General features: G+C 59.7%; 16 protein-coding genes. 6 read left to right on the forward strand and 10 right to left on the reverse strand.

The genetic code is table 11. The features are described 5' to 3' along the window. Position 1 precedes the first annotated feature (1 nt). From AC07V9_RS02275 to AC07V9_RS02285, 3 genes are all read left to right on the forward strand, one after another. Positions 2–1,099: a DUF1513 domain-containing protein gene (locus AC07V9_RS02275; protein WP_495014062.1), complete on the forward strand. Its 1,098-nt coding sequence runs from the start codon at positions 2–4 to the stop codon at positions 1,097–1,099. Positions 1,100–1,404: 305 nt separating this feature from the next. Continuing rightward, complete coding sequence (locus tag AC07V9_RS02280) at positions 1,405–2,556, forward strand: efflux RND transporter periplasmic adaptor subunit (RefSeq protein ID WP_495014063.1); 1,152 nt, start codon at positions 1,405–1,407, stop codon at positions 2,554–2,556. Positions 2,557–2,584: 28 nt separating this feature from the next. Next, complete coding sequence (locus tag AC07V9_RS02285) at positions 2,585–5,635, forward strand: multidrug efflux RND transporter permease subunit (protein ID WP_495014064.1); 3,051 nt, start codon at positions 2,585–2,587, stop codon at positions 5,633–5,635. 283 nt (positions 5,636–5,918) lie between these two features. Here the strand turns inward: AC07V9_RS02285 and AC07V9_RS02290 are convergent, their stop codons facing one another. The 5 genes from AC07V9_RS02290 to colR form a co-directional block, all read right to left on the reverse strand. After that, positions 5,919–6,146, reverse strand: a complete 228-nt coding sequence (locus tag AC07V9_RS02290; RefSeq protein ID WP_495014065.1) for a hypothetical protein — start codon at positions 6,144–6,146, stop codon at positions 5,919–5,921. Then, positions 6,143–6,862: a lipopolysaccharide kinase InaA family protein gene (locus AC07V9_RS02295; protein ID WP_495014066.1), complete on the reverse strand. Its 720-nt coding sequence runs from the start codon at positions 6,860–6,862 to the stop codon at positions 6,143–6,145. The genes AC07V9_RS02290 and AC07V9_RS02295 overlap by 4 nt, the downstream gene beginning before the upstream one ends. A gap of 4 nt (positions 6,863–6,866) precedes the next feature. Further along, complete coding sequence (locus AC07V9_RS02300) at positions 6,867–7,535, reverse strand: class I SAM-dependent methyltransferase (RefSeq protein WP_495014067.1); 669 nt, start codon at positions 7,533–7,535, stop codon at positions 6,867–6,869. Positions 7,536–7,749: 214 nt separating this feature from the next. Further along, the gene (locus AC07V9_RS02305) at positions 7,750–9,021 is read right to left on the reverse strand and encodes a sensor histidine kinase (RefSeq protein WP_495014068.1); all 1,272 of its coding nucleotides are present in this window, start codon (positions 9,019–9,021) and stop codon (positions 7,750–7,752) included. After that, on the reverse strand, positions 9,011–9,694 hold the full coding sequence (gene colR, locus AC07V9_RS02310) for a two-component system response regulator ColR (RefSeq protein ID WP_259098423.1): 684 nt from the start codon (positions 9,692–9,694) through the stop codon (positions 9,011–9,013). The genes AC07V9_RS02305 and colR overlap by 11 nt, the downstream gene beginning before the upstream one ends. Before the next feature lie 223 nt (positions 9,695–9,917). Between colR and AC07V9_RS02315 the strand changes: the two genes are divergently transcribed. Beyond that, complete coding sequence (locus AC07V9_RS02315; protein WP_495014069.1) at positions 9,918–10,661, forward strand: phosphatase PAP2 family protein; 744 nt, start codon at positions 9,918–9,920, stop codon at positions 10,659–10,661. A 365-nt stretch (positions 10,662–11,026) separates the two neighbouring features. Here AC07V9_RS02315 and groL read toward each other — a convergent pair whose 3' ends face one another. The 5 genes from groL to AC07V9_RS02340 form a co-directional block, all read right to left on the reverse strand. Beyond that, the gene (gene groL / locus AC07V9_RS02320; protein WP_495014070.1) at positions 11,027–12,670 is read right to left on the reverse strand and encodes a chaperonin GroEL; all 1,644 of its coding nucleotides are present in this window, start codon (positions 12,668–12,670) and stop codon (positions 11,027–11,029) included. Between the two features lie 51 nt (positions 12,671–12,721). Beyond that, the gene (locus tag AC07V9_RS02325; protein WP_296179801.1) at positions 12,722–13,015 is read right to left on the reverse strand and encodes a co-chaperone GroES; all 294 of its coding nucleotides are present in this window, start codon (positions 13,013–13,015) and stop codon (positions 12,722–12,724) included. A gap of 254 nt (positions 13,016–13,269) precedes the next feature. Then, on the reverse strand, positions 13,270–13,776 hold the full coding sequence (locus AC07V9_RS02330) for an FxsA family protein (protein ID WP_495014071.1): 507 nt from the start codon (positions 13,774–13,776) through the stop codon (positions 13,270–13,272). Positions 13,777–13,841: 65 nt separating this feature from the next. After that, positions 13,842–14,573 (reverse strand): HugZ family pyridoxamine 5'-phosphate oxidase, encoded by a 732-nt coding sequence (locus AC07V9_RS02335; RefSeq protein WP_495014072.1) that lies wholly within the window; start codon positions 14,571–14,573, stop codon positions 13,842–13,844. 305 nt (positions 14,574–14,878) lie between these two features. Beyond that, positions 14,879–15,886: a DUF481 domain-containing protein gene (locus AC07V9_RS02340; RefSeq protein WP_495014073.1), complete on the reverse strand. Its 1,008-nt coding sequence runs from the start codon at positions 15,884–15,886 to the stop codon at positions 14,879–14,881. Positions 15,887–16,045: 159 nt separating this feature from the next. Between AC07V9_RS02340 and AC07V9_RS02345 the strand changes: the two genes are divergently transcribed. Beyond that, positions 16,046–16,414, forward strand: a complete 369-nt coding sequence (locus AC07V9_RS02345) for an MGMT family protein (RefSeq protein ID WP_495014074.1) — start codon at positions 16,046–16,048, stop codon at positions 16,412–16,414. A gap of 42 nt (positions 16,415–16,456) precedes the next feature. Further along, entirely contained in the window at positions 16,457–18,016 is a 1,560-nt protein-coding gene (locus AC07V9_RS02350) for an AmpG family muropeptide MFS transporter (RefSeq protein WP_495014075.1), read from the forward strand. Positions 18,017–18,104 lie beyond the last annotated feature (88 nt).

The following is an 18,104-nucleotide window of genomic DNA, read 5'->3' on the forward strand; positions in this document are numbered from 1 at the left end:
TATGTTGCGACGTCAGGCTCTGGCTCTCGGCAGCCTTGTCCTCAGCGCCTGCACCCTGGGCGGCTGGACGCTGTTCAGGAAAAAAGGCGAAAGCCCGCTGCTGCTGTCCGCCCGCGACGACGGCAACGGCCAGCACTACGCCGTGGGTTATCGCGTGGACGGCACTCAGGTATTCGCCACGCAAGTTGCCCAGCGTTGCCACGACATCATCAATCACCCCGAGCGGCCGATTGCGCTGTTCGTCGCCAGACGACCGGGCACCGAAAGCTACCTGATCGATTTGCGTGACGGCCGTCTGTTGCAGACCATCACGTCGCGGCCGAACCGGCATTTCTATGGCCACGCCGTGATCCACCGCAGTGGCGAATGGCTGTACGCCACCGAGAACGACACCACCGATCCGGGCCGTGGTTTGCTCGGGGTGTACCGTTTCGTCGGCGAACGCCTGGAGCATGCCGGTGAAATCTCCACCCATGGCATCGGGCCTCATCAGGTGTCGTGGATGCCCGATGGCGAGACCCTGGCGGTCGCCAACGGCGGCATCCGCACCGAGGCAGAGAGCCGCGTGGAGATGAACCTCGATGCCATGGAGCCGAGCCTGGTGTTGATGAAGCGGGACGGCACATTGCTGAGCAAGGAAAGCCTGTCGCAACAGATGAACAGCGTGCGCCATATGGCGATTGCCAGCGACGGGACCCTTGTCGCCGGTCAGCAGTTCATGGGGCCTTCTCACGAGTCCGCCGAGCTACTGGCGATCAAGCGTCCGGGGCAGCCTTTTCAGGCGTTTCCCGTGGCCGAGCAGCAGTTGCAGGCGATGGCTCATTACACCGCCAGCGTCGCGATTCACAGCGATTTGCGCCTGGTGGCCTTGACGGCGCCAAGGGGAAATCGTTTCTTCATCTGGGACCTGGACAGCGGCGCGGTGAAGCTCGACGCACCGCTGCCGGACTGCGCCGGGGTGGGCGCGGTGAAGGACGGGTTCGTCGTGACCTCGGGTCAGGGCCGTTGTCGGTTCTATGATTGCCGTCAGAACACGCTGATCCCCCAGCCCCTGGAGTTGCCTGCGGGGTTGTGGGACAACCATTTGCATCTTGTGTAAAGCTTGGCTCGCGGACGCCACGTTGATGCCCTTCGGGCCTATCGCGGGCAAGCGCGCTCCTACATTTGTTTAAACGTGCCATAGCCTGATGGACCGAGTTGGTAGCCTTGGTGCAAGGCCGATAGATTGCATTTAAAAGCGATCAATCCGATCTCTCAGACTGCGGCACGTTGCAAAAAATGCAGGAGCGCGCTTGCCCGCGATGCGCCCGAAGGGCATCAATGTAACAATCCCAAGCCAGCACAAACCGCGACACGATTACCGTGCTCGCCTGATTCATCGGTTTTTTTCCAAGGAAATGGAATATGTTGCGTCGCCGCATGTTGATCATGTTGGGGGTTGTGGTGATCGTGGTGCTGGCCCTGGGCGGGTATAAGGCATTTTCGGTCTACAAACAGATCCAGCAATTTACCGCCCCCAAACCGCCGGTCAACGTGGCAGTGGCGGTCGTGGAGGCACGGCCCTGGCAAAACCGTTTGCCCGCCATCGGCAGTCTCAAGGCGTTGCAGGGCGTGAACCTGAGCCTTGAGGTCGCAGGCACGGTCAAGGCGCTGCAGTTCGAATCCGGGCAGAAGGTCAAAGTCGGTCAGCCGTTGCTGCAACTGGACAGCGACGTGGAAAGAGCCCTGCTGGGCACCGCCGAGGCCGATCTGGGCCTGGCGCAGGTCGACTACGCGCGGGGCAGCAAGCTGGTGGGCGATGCGGCGATTTCCAGAGGGGACTTCGACAAGCTCGCTGCAGCCCAGAAAAAAGCCGCCGCCACGGTCGCGCAACTCAATGCGTCCCTGGCCAAGAAGCGCATCCTCGCCCCGTTCAGCGGCACCATCGGCATTCGTCAGGTGGACGTGGGCGATTACCTCGCCAGCGGTACGGTCATCGCCACATTGCAGGATTTGAGCAGCCTCTACGCCGACTTCTTCGTGCCTGAGCAGGTGTTGCCCAAACTCTCTATCGGCCAGCAGGTGCAAGTCACCGTCAGCGCCTTCCCCGAGCAAACCTTCAATGCCAGCATCAGTGCCATCAACCCCAAGGTCGAGGACGCCACACGTAACGTGCTGGTGCGTGCCACCCTGCCCAACCCGGATGGCAAACTTCTGCCCGGCATGTTCGCCAATCTGCAGGTGATCCTGGGCAAGGACACCCAAGAGCTGGTCGTCCCCGAGAGCACCATTACCTATACGCTGTACGGCAACTCGGTGTACGTCATCACGCCGAAAAAAAACGCCGACGGCCAGCCCGAGAAGAACGACAAAGGCCAGCCGCAGTTGATGGTCGAGCGGCGTTTCGTCGAGACCGGCGAGCGCCGTGGGGGGCTTGTGATCATCCGCAAGGGATTGAACGTGGGCGAACGGGTCGTCACCGGTGGCCAGTTGAAACTGGACAACGGCATGGCCGTCGCCATCAGCGCCGCTCCGGCAGCCCCCGTCGAACAGAGCGATCAGCCCAAGGTTGACTGACCCTGGGGACTGTTCGAAGGAGCTTGCCATGGCATTTACCGACCCGTTCATCCGCCGTCCCGTGCTCGCCAGCGTGATCAGCCTGCTGATCGTGCTGCTGGGCTTTCAGGCGTTCAGCAAACTGACCATCCGCCAGTACCCGCAGATGGAGAATGCGCTGATCACCGTCACCACCGCCTACCCCGGCGCCAACGCCGAGACCATTCAGGGCTACATCACCCAGCCCTTGCAGCAAAGTCTGGCCAGCGCCGAAGGCATCGACTACATGACCTCGGTCAGTCGCCAGAACTTCTCGGTGATCTCGATTTACGCGCGTATCGGCGCCAACAGCGACCGCCTTTACACCGAGCTGCTGGCCAAGGCCAACGAGGTGAAGAACAAGCTGCCTCAGGACGCTGAAGACCCGGTGCTGACCAAAGAGGCTGCCGACGCCTCGGCACTGATGTACATCAGCTTCTACAGCTCGGAATTGAACAACCCGCAGATCACCGATTACCTGTCTCGGGTCATTCAGCCCAAGCTGGCGACCCTGCCCGGCATGGCCGAAGCCGAGATTCTCGGCAACCAGGTGTTCGCCATGCGTTTGTGGATCGACCCGGTCAAGCTCGCCGGTTTCGGCCTGACCGCCAATGACGTCACCGACGCTGTGCGCAAATACAACTTCCTCTCGGCTGCCGGCGAGGTGAAGGGCGAGTACGTGGTTACCAGCGTCAACGCCACCACCGACCTGAAATCCCCGGAAACCTTTGCCGCCATTCCCCTCAAGATCGTGGGCAACAGTCGCGTGCTGCTGGGCGATGTGGCGCGGGTGGAAATGGGCGCGGAAAACTACGACACCGTCAGCTCCTTCGATGGCACGCCGTCGGTCTACATCGGCATCAAAGGCACGCCCAGCTCCAACCCGCTGGACGTGATCAAGGAAGTGCGGCGGATCATGCCGGAGCTGGAAAGCCAGCTGCCGCCGAGCCTGAAAGCGTCCATCGCCTACGACGCCACGCTGTTCATCCAGGCCTCGATTCATGAGGTAGTGAAGACCCTGATCGAGGCGGTGCTGATCGTGATCGTCGTGGTGTTCCTGTTCCTGGGGGCGCTACGTTCAGTGCTGATTCCGGTGATCACCATCCCGCTGTCGATGATCGGCGTGCTGTTCTTCATGCAGATGATGGGCTACTCGATCAACCTGCTGACGCTGCTGGCCATGGTGCTGGCAATCGGTCTGGTGGTGGACGACGCCATCGTGGTGGTCGAGAACATCCATCGCCACATCGAGGAAGGCAAGACGCCACTCAACGCTGCCCTCGAAGGGGCGCGGGAAATCGCCATGCCGGTGGTCTCGATGACCATCACCCTGGCAGCGGTGTATGCGCCCATTGGCTTTCTCGAAGGGCTGACTGGCGCGCTGTTCAAGGAGTTCGCCCTGACCCTGGCGGGCGCGGTGGTGATTTCCGGGATCATCGCGCTGACCCTTTCGCCGATGATGTGCGCCATGCTTTTGCGTCACGAAGAGAACCCCAGCGGGCTGGCGCACAAGCTCGACCAGCTCTTCGAGGGTCTGAAGGTGCGCTATCAGCGGCTGCTGCACGGCACGCTGAACACGCGCCCGGTGGTGATCGTCTTCGCGATTCTGGTGCTGTGCCTGATTCCGGTGTTTCTCAAGTTCACTCAGTCGCAACTGGCGCCGGATGAAGACCAGGGGATCATCTTCATGATGGCGACCTCGCCGCAGCCGACCAACCTCGACTACATGAACAAGTACACCGACCAGTTCATCAGCATCTTCAAGGCGTTCCCGGAGTACTACTCGTCGTTCCAGATCAATGGTTTCAACGGCGTGCAGACCGGCGTCGGCGGCTTCCTGCTCAAGCCCTGGGACGAGCGCGATCGCACGCAGATGCAGTTGCTGCCCGAGGTTCAGGCCAAGCTCGAACAGATCACCGGCCTGCAAATCTTCGGCTTCAATCTGCCGTCGCTGCCGGGCACCGGTGAGGGCCTGCCCTTCCAGTTCGTGATCAACACGCCCAGCGATTACGGAGCCTTGCTGGAGGTGGTGAATCGCATCAAGAAACGCGCGACTGAATCGGGCAAGTTCGCCTTCCTCGATCTGGACCTGGCCTTCGACAAGCCGGAAGTGGTGGTCGATATCGACCGCGCCAAGGCCGCGCAGATGGGCGTGTCGATGCAGGATCTGGGCGGCAGTCTGGCGACGTTGCTCGGCGAGGCAGAAATCAATCGGTTCACCATCGACGGGCGCAGCTACAAGGTCATCGCCCAAGTGGAACGGGCGTATCGCGACAACCCGCAGTGGCTGTCCAACTACTACGTGAAGAACACCGAAGGCACCATGCTGCCGCTGTCGACGCTGATCAAGGTCAGCGATCGCGCCCGGCCGCGTCAGCTCAATCAGTTCCAGCAGCTCAACTCGGCGATCATCTCGGGCGTGCCGCTGGTGAGCATGGGCGAGGCCATCGAAACCGTTCGTCAGATCGCCATTGAAGAAGCCCCGGCCGGGTTTGCCTATGATTACGCCGGAACATCCCGCCAATTCGTGCAGGAAGGCAATGCGCTGTGGGTGACCTTCGGCCTGGCGCTGGCGATCATTTTCCTGGTGCTGGCCGCGCAGTTCGAGAGTTTCCGCGACCCACTTGTGATTCTGGTGACAGTACCGCTGTCGATTTGTGGCGCGCTGATCCCGCTGTTCCTCGGCATCTCGACCCTGAACATCTACACCCAAGTGGGGCTGGTGACATTGATCGGCCTGATCAGCAAACACGGCATCCTGATCGTCGAATTCGCCAACCAGCTGCGGCGCGACAAAGGCCTGAGTGCCCGAGAGGCGGTTGAGCAAGCGGCAGCGATTCGCCTGCGGCCGGTGTTGATGACCACAGCGGCGATGGTGTTCGGCATGGTGCCGTTGATCCTGGCGACCGGCGCGGGGGCTGTGAGCCGTTTCGATATCGGTCTGGTGATTGCGGTGGGGATGTCGGTGGGAACGTTGTTTACGCTGATTGTGTTGCCTTGTGTTTATACGGTGTTGGCTGGCAAGGATGATTTGAAATCGGAGCGAGAGGGGTTGGTTTGAAATCGCCACATTGATGCCCTTCGGACGCATCGCGGGCAAGCGCGCTCCTACATTTGTTGAAACGTGCCACATTCTGATGGACCCAGTTGATCGCCTTTAAAAGCAATCTCTCGGTCTGGCACCAAGACTACCAACTCGGTCCATCAGGCCATGGCACGTTGCAAAAAATGTAGGAGCGCGCTTGCCCGCGATAGGCCCGCCAAGGCATCAGAGTTAGAATCCCAAGCCAACCCAAAAACAAAAAGGCCCCGAATACTCGGGGCCTTTCAGTGGTGCTGTGATTTCAATGCTGCGGCCCCGTCCCCTGCGCCAGCCCGAACATCAACAACAGCAGATCATGGTCCGGGCGTACAGGCGATTGGGCCTTGGCCACTCGCGGCAGGGCACATTGGCCCTCGCCGTGGACTGCGCTCAGAATCTTTGGCCGGGGTTGCTCCCAGGCAGCCATGGCAATGGAGGCGACGCCCAATGCCCCGACTAAAAACAAACCTCGAGCGACTTCTAACTTCATCGATCTAAACCTTTGATAGGGCTGCCAAACGCCGTCTCGTAAAAGTAGACGAGCTTGCTCCAGTCCGCTGGTTGAAACGACGAATGGCGACGCAGTTGTTTCATGTCATGTTGGGCCGCGCCGTAGGCGGTCAGACGCTGGCGGCACTTCTCCAGATCCAGCAACGCCACCTCAGGCCTGGCGTTTGCGCCTTCACCGACCACGCGCACGAAAACGTGCTTGATATAGATGCAGCTGTGCTGCCAGCGCCCCTTGTGCATGCGGGCCAGGTTTTCAGCGAGCTCTTTGAGCATCTGCTCGTAAACAGCCTCGCCATATTGCTCGCGACCACCGGCCTTGAGCCAGTTTTCGAATTCGTCGAAGCCGTCCAGAGAAGCCGTGACCAGCAACGCACGCCATTCGTTGTGCTCGTCACGCTCGGCACCGCAGAACACGATGCGCGCGACATTGACGTTCAGCTGACGCAGCCCTTCGAGCGCGTCACGTTCGCGCAGCACCGTCGGACGACCAAACGGGTGAAGCCAGCTGCGGTAGATGTGACCGACCTGCCGCTTGACGTACAGCAGGCGGCCATTCTCCGACACGACGCGTTGCACGCCACTCTCACCACCACGGCGCACGTTGGGTTCTTCCACCCACTCACCCTTGGTGTTCCAGAAATAGGCAAAACGGTCCTTGGCGGGAAGGGTCAACTCTGCTGCGAAATCCACGGCCATCCTGTTACCTCTTACGTAATAGATACACACGCCACATGGCGTACAACGGCAGGAAATCCAGACGTTCCTGGATGCGAAAGCCTGCCTGTTCGAATTCGGCTTCTACTGTGTTCACCGGTAACACGAAGCGGTTCTGGTAACCCTCCTGGTGGCGATTGCGCTCAGCGCGCTTGCGCTTCCAGGCTTTGAAGTTGCCATCGACCCAGAGCGACAGAATCACGCTGTCGCGGGTTACACGGTGAAACTCTTTTAACAATACCGCTCTGTCCCGGGCCTCACCGATGTGATGCATCAGGCGCATGCAGAAAATGCTGTCCACTGCGTTATCAGGCATGTCGATGGCGAATGCAGATGTCTGCAAGGGTTGTACCCGTTTCACCACATCCGCCGGTTGCGACTGGCAGGCGATCTTGACCATGGAGGCCGAATTGTCGGCCCCGATGATCACGCGATTGGCCTTTTCGGCCAGTAATGGCCAGAAACGGCCCGCGCCACAAGGCAGGTCCAGAACCAGCCCCGGCTCGCCAGCCAACGCCAACGCACGACGGGCCAGTTGCTTGTCGCGACGATCAGACAACCGTCGAGCCAAACCGTCCCTGTGTTTGCGTAAATATTTTTTTGCGTGCGCGTCGTCGTATTTGCGCGAGAAATCTAACTCAACCCGCTTGCTCATGGCCGTATCTCCTTAAAGTGATACGGCCAAAATTAAGTGGATTAACGTCATCCTCAGGTCACATAAATGTGAAAATAACGTCCCTCAACGGGAACAAATGTTACGAGGTTTTTCCAGAAGATGGGCTAGCATATGGCCACAATCCTGAAGATGACAGCAAACTTTACACAGCCAATACATTGTCCTGCCGTTAACTGTCGGGACTGTCAGCCAATCACCTTTTGAACACGACCGTGAAGCAGCAACCATTGGGCTCCATGGTATCCAGGCTCACCGTCCAGCCTTGGTTCTCGCAGATCCGCTGAACCAGTGAGAGCCCCAGCCCAAGCCCCTCGCCACGCTTTTCGTTGCCACGCACGAACGGTTGAAACATCGCCTCGCGCTTCTCCACCGGAATCCCGACACCCGAGTCCTCAACAGTGAAGCCGTCAGCCAACAAGGTCAGCCGGATGAATCCCTGATCGGTGTAGTGCAATGCATTTCGCAGCAAGTTACCCATCACTGCGTAGAGGAACGTCGCGTTGTACGTTTCTTCGCCAGCGGCTTCGGGGTGATAGTCAAGACGCAGGCCCTTGGTCTCGATCGGTTCACGCCACAGCGTCAGCAATTGCTGCGCCGCGCCTTGCAACGACAAACTCGGGTTCAACCCGGCATCGTCACGCTGGGTGCGTGCCAGCATAAGGAACGTCTGCACCAGATCGCGCATTTCTTCACAGGCCCGCCCTACCCGCTCGACCTGCGCGCGCGCCCGTTGATCCAGCGCCGGGTTTTCCAGCAGCAGCTCGCAGGAGCTGGCGAGGACCATCAATGGCGTTCGCAGCTCATGGCTCACGTCACTGGTGAACATCCGCTCGCGGGTCAGTGCATCGCGCAGCCGCCCCAAGGTGGCATCGAAGGCCACTGCCAGTTCACCGACTTCGTCCGCGGCGTAATCCGGCGCCAGCGGCGGCGCCAGGCCCAGTAACTGATCACGATGACGCACCTGTCGCGCCAGCCGCACCACCGGTGCCATCACCCGGCGGGCCAGAATCCAGCCCAGCACCACGGCGAGCGCGAGCGCGAGCACAAAGCCCACCAGCACGACCGCGAACAACACGCGCTCGCGCTCTTCGAAATCGCTCTGATCCTGCAGCAGCACGTAATGACGGCCATCGACCACTTCGACCATGGCGTGATAGGACAACGGTCCACGAAACACTTCATGGAAACCAGGTTCCAGATGGCGCAGGTCCTTGGGCAGTTCGAAATCCCCCGGCCCGCCGCTGAAATAGAACAGCTGATCGGGCTCGGGGCGATGGCTCCAGTCCTCGACGCTGTCCATCAGCAACAGACGCGTCAGGTCGCCGCCAAGGCCCGCCGAGATCAGTTTCTCTTCAACCAGATGAACCGTCGCCACGATGCCCATGGCGAAAGAACCGGCAACCAGCGCGCTCATCAGGGCAAAGGCGATGATGATCCGCTGGGCAAGGCTCTGCTTAAACTCCATCGCGGCCCTCGGCAAGGCGATAACCCACGCCATGCACCGTCTGCAACAGCGGCTTGGCGAACGGCTTGTCGATCACCTGACGCAACTGGTGAACGTGGCTGCGCAGGCTGTCGCTGTCCGGGCAGTCGTCGCCCCAGAGGGCTTCTTCGAGGATTTCGCGACGCAGCACGTGAGGGCTCTTCTGCATCAACACGGCCAACAGCTTCAGGCCGACCGGGTTGAGCTTGAGCAGGCGCCCTTCACGGGTCACTTCCAGGGTGTCGAGGTCGTAGATCAGGTCGGCCACCTGCAGCGTGCGACGGCCACCGCCCTGGGCGCGACGCAGCACGGCTTCGATCCGCGCGGCGAGTTCCGACAGCGCGAACGGCTTGAGCAGGTAATCGTCGGCACCGGAGCGGAAGCCCTGCAGGCGATCGTCGAGTTGGTCCCGCGCGGTGAGCATGATCACCGGGGTGTCGCGGCGGGCGTCTTCACGCAGGCGCTTGCACAGGGTGTAGCCGTCGATACCCGGCAGCATGATGTCGAGCACGATCAGATCGTAATGTTCGGTCGCGGCCAGGTGCAGCCCGGACAGGCCATCTTGCGCGCAGTCCACGGTGTAGCCTTTCAAACCCAGATAGTCGGCCAGGTTCGCCAGGATGTCGCGGTTGTCTTCAACCAGCAGAATTCTCATGGGCGCATGTCTCCGTAGGCGGTCGTCGGCATGACCTGGGCACACCTTGGGCGTGTCTCGATGAGGTCAGAGTTGGCGGCAGCTTACGGCCAAGTTCGCCCGAGGGCCAGCATCGGTGCGCATAACGTTTTTTTCACTCGTGATTCACGGCCCGGCGACAGCCCTCAGAACAGACTGCCGAATGCTCTCGGTCCACCTTCATCGCCATCACACGGGATTCACCATGTCTGAAGTCTTCGAACGGCCCACCTCGCGCCCGATCAACCTGTGGGTTTACCTCGGCATCCCCGCTATCACGGCCATCAGCCTACTGTTACTGGAATTGACCTCGCTGGACATGGACATCGCCAAGCTGGCCTACAACCCTGCAAACGGCGGATTCATCGGCCGGCACAGTTATTTTCTGGAGAACATCCTGCACGACCGCGCCAAGCAGGTCGTCATTGCGCTGGGGGTGCTCTCGTTCATCGGTTTTGTTGCGTCGTTCTTCGTCGGGCCGTTGAAGGGCTGCAAGCGCGAATTGGGTTGCATGGTGCTGTCGATGGCGTTGTCCACCAGTTTTGTTACGCCGGTCAAGGTGGTGACGTCCGTTCAGTGCCCCTGGAGCCTGACCGAATTCGGCGGGCAGGAAACGTACAGCGAACTGCTCAGCCCCCGCCCGTCCACCGACAAGCCAGGCCGTTGCTGGCCCGGCGGCCATGCGGCGACGGGCTTTACGCTGTTTGCGCTGTTCTTCGTATTTCGTGATCGCAAGCCGCGTCTGGCCAAGGCGGGTCTGGTGTTTGCGTTTGGCCTGGGGACGGTGTTTTCAGTGGGGAGGATGCTGCAGGGCGCGCATTTCTTTTCTCATAACATCTGGACGGCGTTGTTTTGCTGGTTGATTTGTCTGGGGGCTTATTACGCGGTGCTTTACCGGCCGGAGGGTAAGAAGGACAGCGCGTTACAAGGTGAGGCGGTTTCTGGGTAGGTAGACCGCGTTGTTAGCTTTTGGATTGGCTTTAAATCGCTACTCTGTTGCCCTGTCGGGCCTATCGCGGGCAAGCCACGCTCCTACATTTGCTTAAACGTGCCATGGCCTGATAGACCGAGTGGATAGCCTTGGTGGTCGACACACAATCTTCAGTGCCAGCTCCAAAGGCTAACAACTCGGTCCGTCAGGAATGGGCACGTTGCAACAAATGTAGGAGCGCGGCTTGCCCGCGATAGGCCCGACAGGGCATCAGAGTAAGAATCCCAAGACATGCGCCCAAAAACTCACGACAATCCCAAATCAAACACCCATAAAAAAACCCCGCCGAAGCAGGGTTTTTTGTACATCCGGGTCGGGCCGACTTACATCATGCCGCCCATGCCACCCATGCCGCCCATGTCTGGCATGCCGCCAGCTGCAGGCTTGTCTTCTGCCACGTCAGCAATCATCGCTTCGGTGGTGATCATCAGACTGGCAATCGAGGACGCCGCCTGCAGCGCAGAGCGAGTCACTTTGGCCGGGTCCAGGATACCCATTTCGATCATGTCGCCGTATTCGCCGGAAGCTGCGTTGTAACCGAAGTTACCCGAACCCTGCTTGACCTTGTCGACGACAACGCTTGGCTCGTCACCGGAGTTGGCAACGATCTGACGCAGAGGTGCTTCAACCGCACGACGCAGCAGAGCGATACCAACGTTCTGATCAGCGTTGTCGCCTTTCAGTTCGGAGATAGCCTGTAGCGAGCGAACCAGTGCCACGCCACCGCCAGGTACCACGCCTTCTTCGACGGCTGCGCGGGTGGCGTGCAGGGCGTCTTCAACGCGGGCTTTCTTCTCTTTCATTTCGACTTCGGAACCTGCACCGACCTTGATCACTGCAACGCCGCCGGACAGCTTGGCCAGACGCTCTTGCAGTTTCTCTTTGTCGTAGTCCGACGAAGTGTCACCGATTTGCTGACGGATCTGAGCGATACGCGCGTCGATGTCGGTTTTAACGCCGGCACCGTCGATGATGGTGGTGTTTTCTTTGTTCAGCACAACGCGCTTGGCATTACCCAGGTGTTCCAGGGTAGTGGTTTCCAGGCTCAGGCCGATTTCTTCGGAGATCACGGTACCGCCAGTCAGGACAGCGATGTCCTGCAGCATGGCCTTGCGACGGTCGCCGAAGCCCGGTGCCTTGACGGCTGCAACTTTAACGATGCCACGCATGTTGTTCACAACCAGCGTCGCCAGGGCTTCGCCTTCAACGTCTTCGGCAACGATCAGCAGCGGACGGCCGGCTTTGGCAACGGCTTCCAGCACTGGCAGCATTTCGCGGATGTTGGAGATCTTCTTGTCGACCAGCAGCAGCAGCGGGCTGTCCAGCTCGGCCACCATGGTGTCCGGCTTGTTGATGAAGTACGGGGACAGATAGCCACGGTCGAACTGCATGCCTTCAACGACCGACAGCTCGTTTTCCAGACCCGAACCTTCTTCAACGGTGATGACGCCGTCTTTGGTCACGCGATCCATGGCTTCGGCAATGATGTCGCCGATGGAGTTGTCGGAGTTGGCCGAGATGGTGCCGACCTGAGCGATGGCTTTGGAGTCGGTGCAAGGCTTGGACAGTTTCTTGAGTTCAGCCACGATGGCGATGGTCGCCTTGTCGATGCCGCGCTTGAGGTCCATCGGGTTCATGCCGGCAGCGACGGCTTTCAGGCCTTCGTTGACGATGGCTTGAGCCAGAACGGTAGCGGTGGTGGTACCGTCACCGGCGTCGTCGTTGGCACGGGAGGCAACGTCTTTGACCAGCTGCGCGCCCATGTTTTCGAAACGGTCTTTGAGCTCGATTTCTTTGGCAACCGATACACCGTCTTTGGTGATCAGCGGAGCGCCGAAGCTTTTTTCGATGATGACGTTACGGCCTTTCGGGCCCAGGGTCGCTTTGACAGCGTCAGCCAGGACGTTTACACCAGCCAGCATTTTTTTACGGCCAGCGTCGCCGAATTTAACTTCTTTAGCAGCCATGATCGTTATTCCTTAAATACTTTGTAGTAACGGGAAATGCGGGGTATCAACTCAGCCTTCGACGACCGCGAGAATTTCGTTCTCGCTCATCACCAGCAGGTCTTCGCCGTCTACTTTCACAGTGTTGCTGCCGGAGTAAGGGCCGAACACCACTTTGTCACCCACTTTCACGGCCAGCGCACGTACTTCACCGTTGTCCAGAATGCGACCCGTGCCGACAGCGATGATTTCGCCGCGGTTCGGTTTTTCAGCAGCGGAACCCGGCAGAACGATACCGCCGGCAGTTTTGGTTTCTTCTTCGCTGCGACGGATTACGACGCGGTCATGCAGAGGACGAAGCTTCATTGTCGATCTCCTAATTATGGTTTTTGAACGCCCGGTGTTGGCACCAGGTGGTTAAAACATCCGGGCTTGCCGGTTGCGGTTCGCAGGCGAACCGCAGAATACGGTCTGACGAAATGCGTCAGAAACCTTGCGGTGACCCATACATAAGGGCGGGCAAGCTGATTACAAGGCTTGAGCAAGAAATTTTTTAAGCAAGATGAGGCCATGAAAACGCGCACGGCACCCGAAGGTGCCGTGCAGGTCTGTGGCCGCAATCACTTTTTGTCGACAGGCTTGTACTCGCCCTCGATCACTTCACCCTCGATGACCTCAGGCTGTCGAGCGCCAGGACGCGTCGCACCCGGATGACCCGTACCGGCAGAACCTGCCGAACGCAGGTCATCGGCAAACGCTCGCTGTCGGCTGGCCGACGCTTCGGCGCGTTGGCGCACCTTGTTCGCCAACAGTCGGCGGGTGAACGGCATCAGGCAGATCAGGCCCAATACGTCGCTGATGAAACCGGGCAGTACCAGCAGGCCGCCACCGACCGTCATCATCAGCCCGTCCATCATCTGTTGAGCGGGCAACTCGCCCCGCGCCAGACTTTCACGAGCGCTCATGGCCGTGGCGAGGCCTGCCACACGAATGACGAAAAACCCGAGCATGGAACCGGCGACCACCAGCAGGAAGGTCGGCAGAAAGCCGATCGACATCCCGACTTTCACCAGCACGAACAGCTCGAGCACCGGAAAAAGCAATAAAAGCAGTAGAAAAACGCGCATCAAATAGTGTCCTCAACGGAAGAAGGCTTCCAGTAGACACTAGGTGAAGTCGCAAAGTCGTTAATTCAAGCCTCGTTCGCTTCAGCGGTCGGCCATTTTTCAGCGTGAGCCAGCTGAACCAAGGCCTGGCGCACTTGTGTCGGCGTATTACAAGGCTCGGCGAAGGCCAGCCAGTACACACGCTGACCGATGCGCAGGTGCATGCCTTCGCTGTCGATACCCACGAGAACCGCAGGCTCGGTCTGCGGCAGACCGGCCAGTTCGACGTAATGGGCGATGGCCTTGGTGTGATCGTCGTTCATGTGCTCGACCATGCCCGTCTCGACCGCCCCGGCAAACGGGTTGGCCAGCGCGACGTCGTCCAGCCAGTGGATCGCGCCAAACCCGCCGATAAAGCGGTAGCGCATCGGCATCAGCACCCAGAAATCGAAATCGTGGGCGCTGTGGTAACTCTCGGATTCGGGGAAGTAACGGTAGTAACGCTGGGCGGCGGCTTCGATGGCGGCCGGGTCGGTGATCTTTTGCGCTTCGGCCATGACAGTCACGCGGCCCACGGCCTGAATGTCCTCGGCTTCGCGCTCACCCACAATCATCGAGCACTTGGCGTCCTTTTGCAGGTTATGGGTGTGTTGGGCGATGCGGCTGATCAGGATCAGCGGACGGCCCTGATCGTCCAGGCAATACGGCACCACCGATCCAAAGGGATAACCGGGCATCGACTTGGAGTGGGTCGACAGCACGCCGCGATATTCCTTGAGCAACAATTCTCGGGCTTGCCGGTTGGCTATGGCGCTCATGGTGGGGCTCCTGAACAGATGAACAACGATGGATTCGAATGGGACGTACAGCCGCGAACAGCTAATAAGGCCACACGATAATCGTTATCGCTCAGGGGTGCCAGATTGAAGGCGCGTGACGATTTTCCAAGGGATTTGCGTAAAAATTTGTAGCTCACATTGCCCCTGTGGGAGCGAATTCATTCGCGAGACGCCGGTACGGCCGGTAGAGATATGTCGCCGGACAAACCCCATCGCGAATGAATTCGCTCCCACAGAAATCGGGTCTGACCTCAAACCAGGCGGGCTGCTATATAAAGAAGCCTTTACCAGGCCACACCGAAGCCTGCGGTGTAACGGGTCTTGTCCAGATCACCATCGTCGGAACCGCTGATGATGTTCTTCTCGGCCTTGAGGTTGAGGGACGCCCACTCGGTGACTTTGTAACGCAGGCCGATTTCGGTATCCAGGCTGTAATCGGCCACACCGCTGATGGGCTTGCCGAGTTCGCCGTTGGTGAAGAACTCTACCTTCTTGCCGATCAGGTAGCGGTTGTAATCCCAGGTGCCGGATACCGAATAGAAGTTGTCTTTCTCGCCGTTGGAGTATTCGTAGTCCGTGCGGTTAAGCAGCGTGCCGACCTTGAACGCACCCAGCTCATCGTCCCAGAACTGATAGCCCGGACCGGTACCGACCGTTCTCTGGCGGCGCAGGTCTTCAATGTTGTCGTGCTTGTAGGTGATCCGGCCATCCCAGAACCACTTGTCAGTGATGAAACGGTCGATGGAGTATTCGGCGTTCCAGTTGTCGGTGGTGGTCTCTTCGTCCTGGGTCTCGCGGTTGTACTCACCCTCGGCGTTGTGACGCCATTTGCCATGAGTCGCTGAAGTCTTGAATGCGATGTTGTAGTCGTCGGTGTCCTTGTCTGCACGCTGGAAGTCCAGGGCAGCGTCAACATTGCCCTTCCACACCAGATCGGTGACCACAGGCTTGGGTTTCATGATCTGCTGGATGCTGGCCAGATCCACGGTCTTCGGCGCGTCGCCATTGGCCAAGGTGACCTTGCCGTCATCGGCGGCATGCAGCGACTTGGAGATTTCGCCGGTGTAGGCATCCTGCTTGACCAGCAGGTGCTGATCGCTTTCCAGCGTCTTGACTTCTTTCCAGTCCAGCGGAATATCGCCGGCATATTTGGTGTTCAGCAGCAGCTTGCCGCCGTCGAAGACCTTGATGGTCCCGGTCAGTTTGTCGCCGTTCTTCAACCAGACGGTATCGGCGAGCAGCGGAGTGGAAGCACTGGTAATGGCGAGGCACAACAGGGTTCTGGACAACATAAGCGACGACAGGGCTCTGGTTGGCGGTAAATCGGGCATTATCCTTCGGGACAACATCGAGGCAATCCTGAGACCGCCGACACAGGAATCACTGACCGTAGGAAATTTCCCTAGTTCCTTATCGAAATTCCCGCTGGTCCTTTAAACAGGAAAGAAACGTTGAGCGAACCCACTTCCCTGACAGACGACCCGAGCGGACAGACGCCCGCGGAGGCCCGCCGCACGGCGCTTTACCTGACCCTGCAGCAGATTCCGGAAGGCAAGGTCGTCAGCTACGGTCATTTAGCGCAATTGGCCGGTTTAGGACGAGCGGCACGTTTCGTGGGCCGCACCTTGAGTCAGTTGCCTGATGGCAGCCGCCTGCCCTGGCATCGGGTCCTGGGCGCCGGTGGACGCCTGAGCCTGGCCGCCGGAACCGTTTCCGGAGAGGAGCAACGGGCGCGATTACGGGCCGAAGGAGTGACCATCCGTAACAATCGTGTGGATATGCAGCGTCATGGCTGGCGCCCGACAGAGCACAACGGTTAGAGTGCGCGCTTTGTTTACGTAATCTGAGGCAGATTTCAGCCCATGCCCCGCAAAACCTGGCGCGCCGCGCTCGCCGCTTATGCCAGCCCTTCTACGTTTGTGCTGCTGCTCCTCGGATTCGCCGCGGGCATGCCTTACATGCTCGTGTTTTCCACGCTGTCGGTCTGGTTGCGAGAAGCCGGTGTCGCCCGTGAAACCATCGGCTACGCTAGCCTGATCGGCCTGGCCTACGCCTTCAAATGGGTGTGGTCTCCGCTGCTGGACCAATGGCGCCTGCCCCTGCTCGGCAAACTGGGCCGTCGACGCTCCTGGCTGGTGCTCTCACAGACACTGGTGACCCTCGGCCTGATCGGCATGGGCTTCTGCGATCCGCAGCAGCATCTGTCCTGGTTGATCGCGATCGCCGTGGTCGTGGCGTTCTCTTCGGCAACCCAAGACATCGCCATCGACGCCTACCGTCTGGAGATCGCCTCCGACAGCCAGCAAGCCACCCTCGCGGCCAGCTATATGGCGGGTTATCGCGTCGCCGCCCTGCTCGCCACTGCGGGCGCACTGTACTTTGCCGAGGGCTTTGGCTCCTCGGGCTTTGCCTACAAGCACTCGGCGTGGACCGGCACCTACGTGCTGTTCGGCCTGCTGATGGTGCCCGCGCTGATCACCACGCTGATCATGCGTGAGCCTCCCGTCGCCCTGCGCACCCAGCTGTCTGCGGCCCGCTACGGCTTCGCCCACCAACTGGCCTCGGTGTTCGTGCTGATCATCCTGCTGGTGTCGGTGCCGGCAATGTTCACCCAGCTGTACAACACCGATTTCGCCAGCGTGTTGTTTCAGGACGCCACCTGGAAAAGCCTGCTGATGGAAGACCGCGCGTTTCTGCGCGCCATCCTGTACACCCTGCTGACCGCCGCCTGTCTCTCCTCCATGGGCAGACGCGGCCTGGCGCCGGTGCTCACGCCGATCAACGACTTCATCCTGCGCTACCGCTGGCAAGCATTTCTGCTTCTGGGGCTGATCGCCACCTATCGCATGTCCGACACGGTCATGGGCGTCATGGCCAACGTGTTCTATATCGACCAGGGCTTCACCAAGGACCAGATCGCCAGTGTCAGCAAGATCTTCGGTCTGGTGATGACACTGGCAGGCGCCGCCTTTGGCGGGCTGGCCATCGTGCGCTTCGGCATCTTGCCGATCCTGTTCATTGGTGGCGTGTCATCGGCTGCGACCAACCTGCTGTTCCTGATGCTGGCCGACATGGGCCCGAACCTGAAGATGCTGATCGTCACGATCTCGCTGGACAACTTCAGCTCAGGCCTTGCGACATCGGCGTTCGTGGCCTACCTGTCGAGCCTGACCAACCTCAAGTTTTCCGCCACCCAGTACGCATTGCTCAGCTCGATCATGCTGCTGTTGCCGCGTCTGATCGGGGGGTATTCCGGGGTGATGGTCGAGAAGCTGGGCTATCACAACTTCTTCCTGGCAACCGCGCTGATGGGCGTGCCAACGCTGTTCATGATCGCTCTGCACTGGGCTCAGGAGCTGCGTAAGGAGAAGCCGGATGAGGAGCAGAAGCCTGTGGAGACGCCTGCGAGCGACAGGCCATAACTGCTCGCTCAGACGCTCATATCCCTGTAGGAGACGTCGAAGGTTACGACGGCAGCGAAAGCGGTGTGTCAGACACCCCATTAGTATC

The organism is Pseudomonas sp. GW821-FHT02A11, from assembly GCF_059421985.1.

Excerpts from the sequence above, each read along its gene's own strand:
- AC07V9_RS02275 (WP_495014062.1), top strand. The coding sequence starts at position 2 with ATGTTGCGACGTCAGGCTCTGGCTCTCGGCAGCCTTGTCCTCAGCGCC.
- AC07V9_RS02280 (WP_495014063.1), top strand. The coding sequence starts at position 1,405 with ATGTTGCGTCGCCGCATGTTGATCATGTTGGGGGTTGTGGTGATCGTG.
- AC07V9_RS02285 (WP_495014064.1), top strand. The coding sequence starts at position 2,585 with ATGGCATTTACCGACCCGTTCATCCGCCGTCCCGTGCTCGCCAGCGTG.
- AC07V9_RS02290 (WP_495014065.1), bottom strand. The coding sequence starts at position 6,146 with ATGAAGTTAGAAGTCGCTCGAGGTTTGTTTTTAGTCGGGGCATTGGGC.
- AC07V9_RS02295 (WP_495014066.1), bottom strand. The coding sequence starts at position 6,862 with ATGGCCGTGGATTTCGCAGCAGAGTTGACCCTTCCCGCCAAGGACCGT.
- AC07V9_RS02300 (WP_495014067.1), bottom strand. The coding sequence starts at position 7,535 with ATGAGCAAGCGGGTTGAGTTAGATTTCTCGCGCAAATACGACGACGCG.
- AC07V9_RS02305 (WP_495014068.1), bottom strand. The coding sequence starts at position 9,021 with ATGGAGTTTAAGCAGAGCCTTGCCCAGCGGATCATCATCGCCTTTGCC.
- colR (WP_259098423.1), bottom strand. The coding sequence starts at position 9,694 with ATGAGAATTCTGCTGGTTGAAGACAACCGCGACATCCTGGCGAACCTG.
- AC07V9_RS02315 (WP_495014069.1), top strand. The coding sequence starts at position 9,918 with ATGTCTGAAGTCTTCGAACGGCCCACCTCGCGCCCGATCAACCTGTGG.
- groL (WP_495014070.1), bottom strand. The coding sequence starts at position 12,670 with ATGGCTGCTAAAGAAGTTAAATTCGGCGACGCTGGCCGTAAAAAAATG.
- AC07V9_RS02325 (WP_296179801.1), bottom strand. The coding sequence starts at position 13,015 with ATGAAGCTTCGTCCTCTGCATGACCGCGTCGTAATCCGTCGCAGCGAA.
- AC07V9_RS02330 (WP_495014071.1), bottom strand. The coding sequence starts at position 13,776 with ATGCGCGTTTTTCTACTGCTTTTATTGCTTTTTCCGGTGCTCGAGCTG.
- AC07V9_RS02335 (WP_495014072.1), bottom strand. The coding sequence starts at position 14,573 with ATGAGCGCCATAGCCAACCGGCAAGCCCGAGAATTGTTGCTCAAGGAA.
- AC07V9_RS02340 (WP_495014073.1), bottom strand. The coding sequence starts at position 15,886 with ATGTTGTCCAGAACCCTGTTGTGCCTCGCCATTACCAGTGCTTCCACT.
- AC07V9_RS02350 (WP_495014075.1), top strand. The coding sequence starts at position 16,457 with ATGCCCCGCAAAACCTGGCGCGCCGCGCTCGCCGCTTATGCCAGCCCT.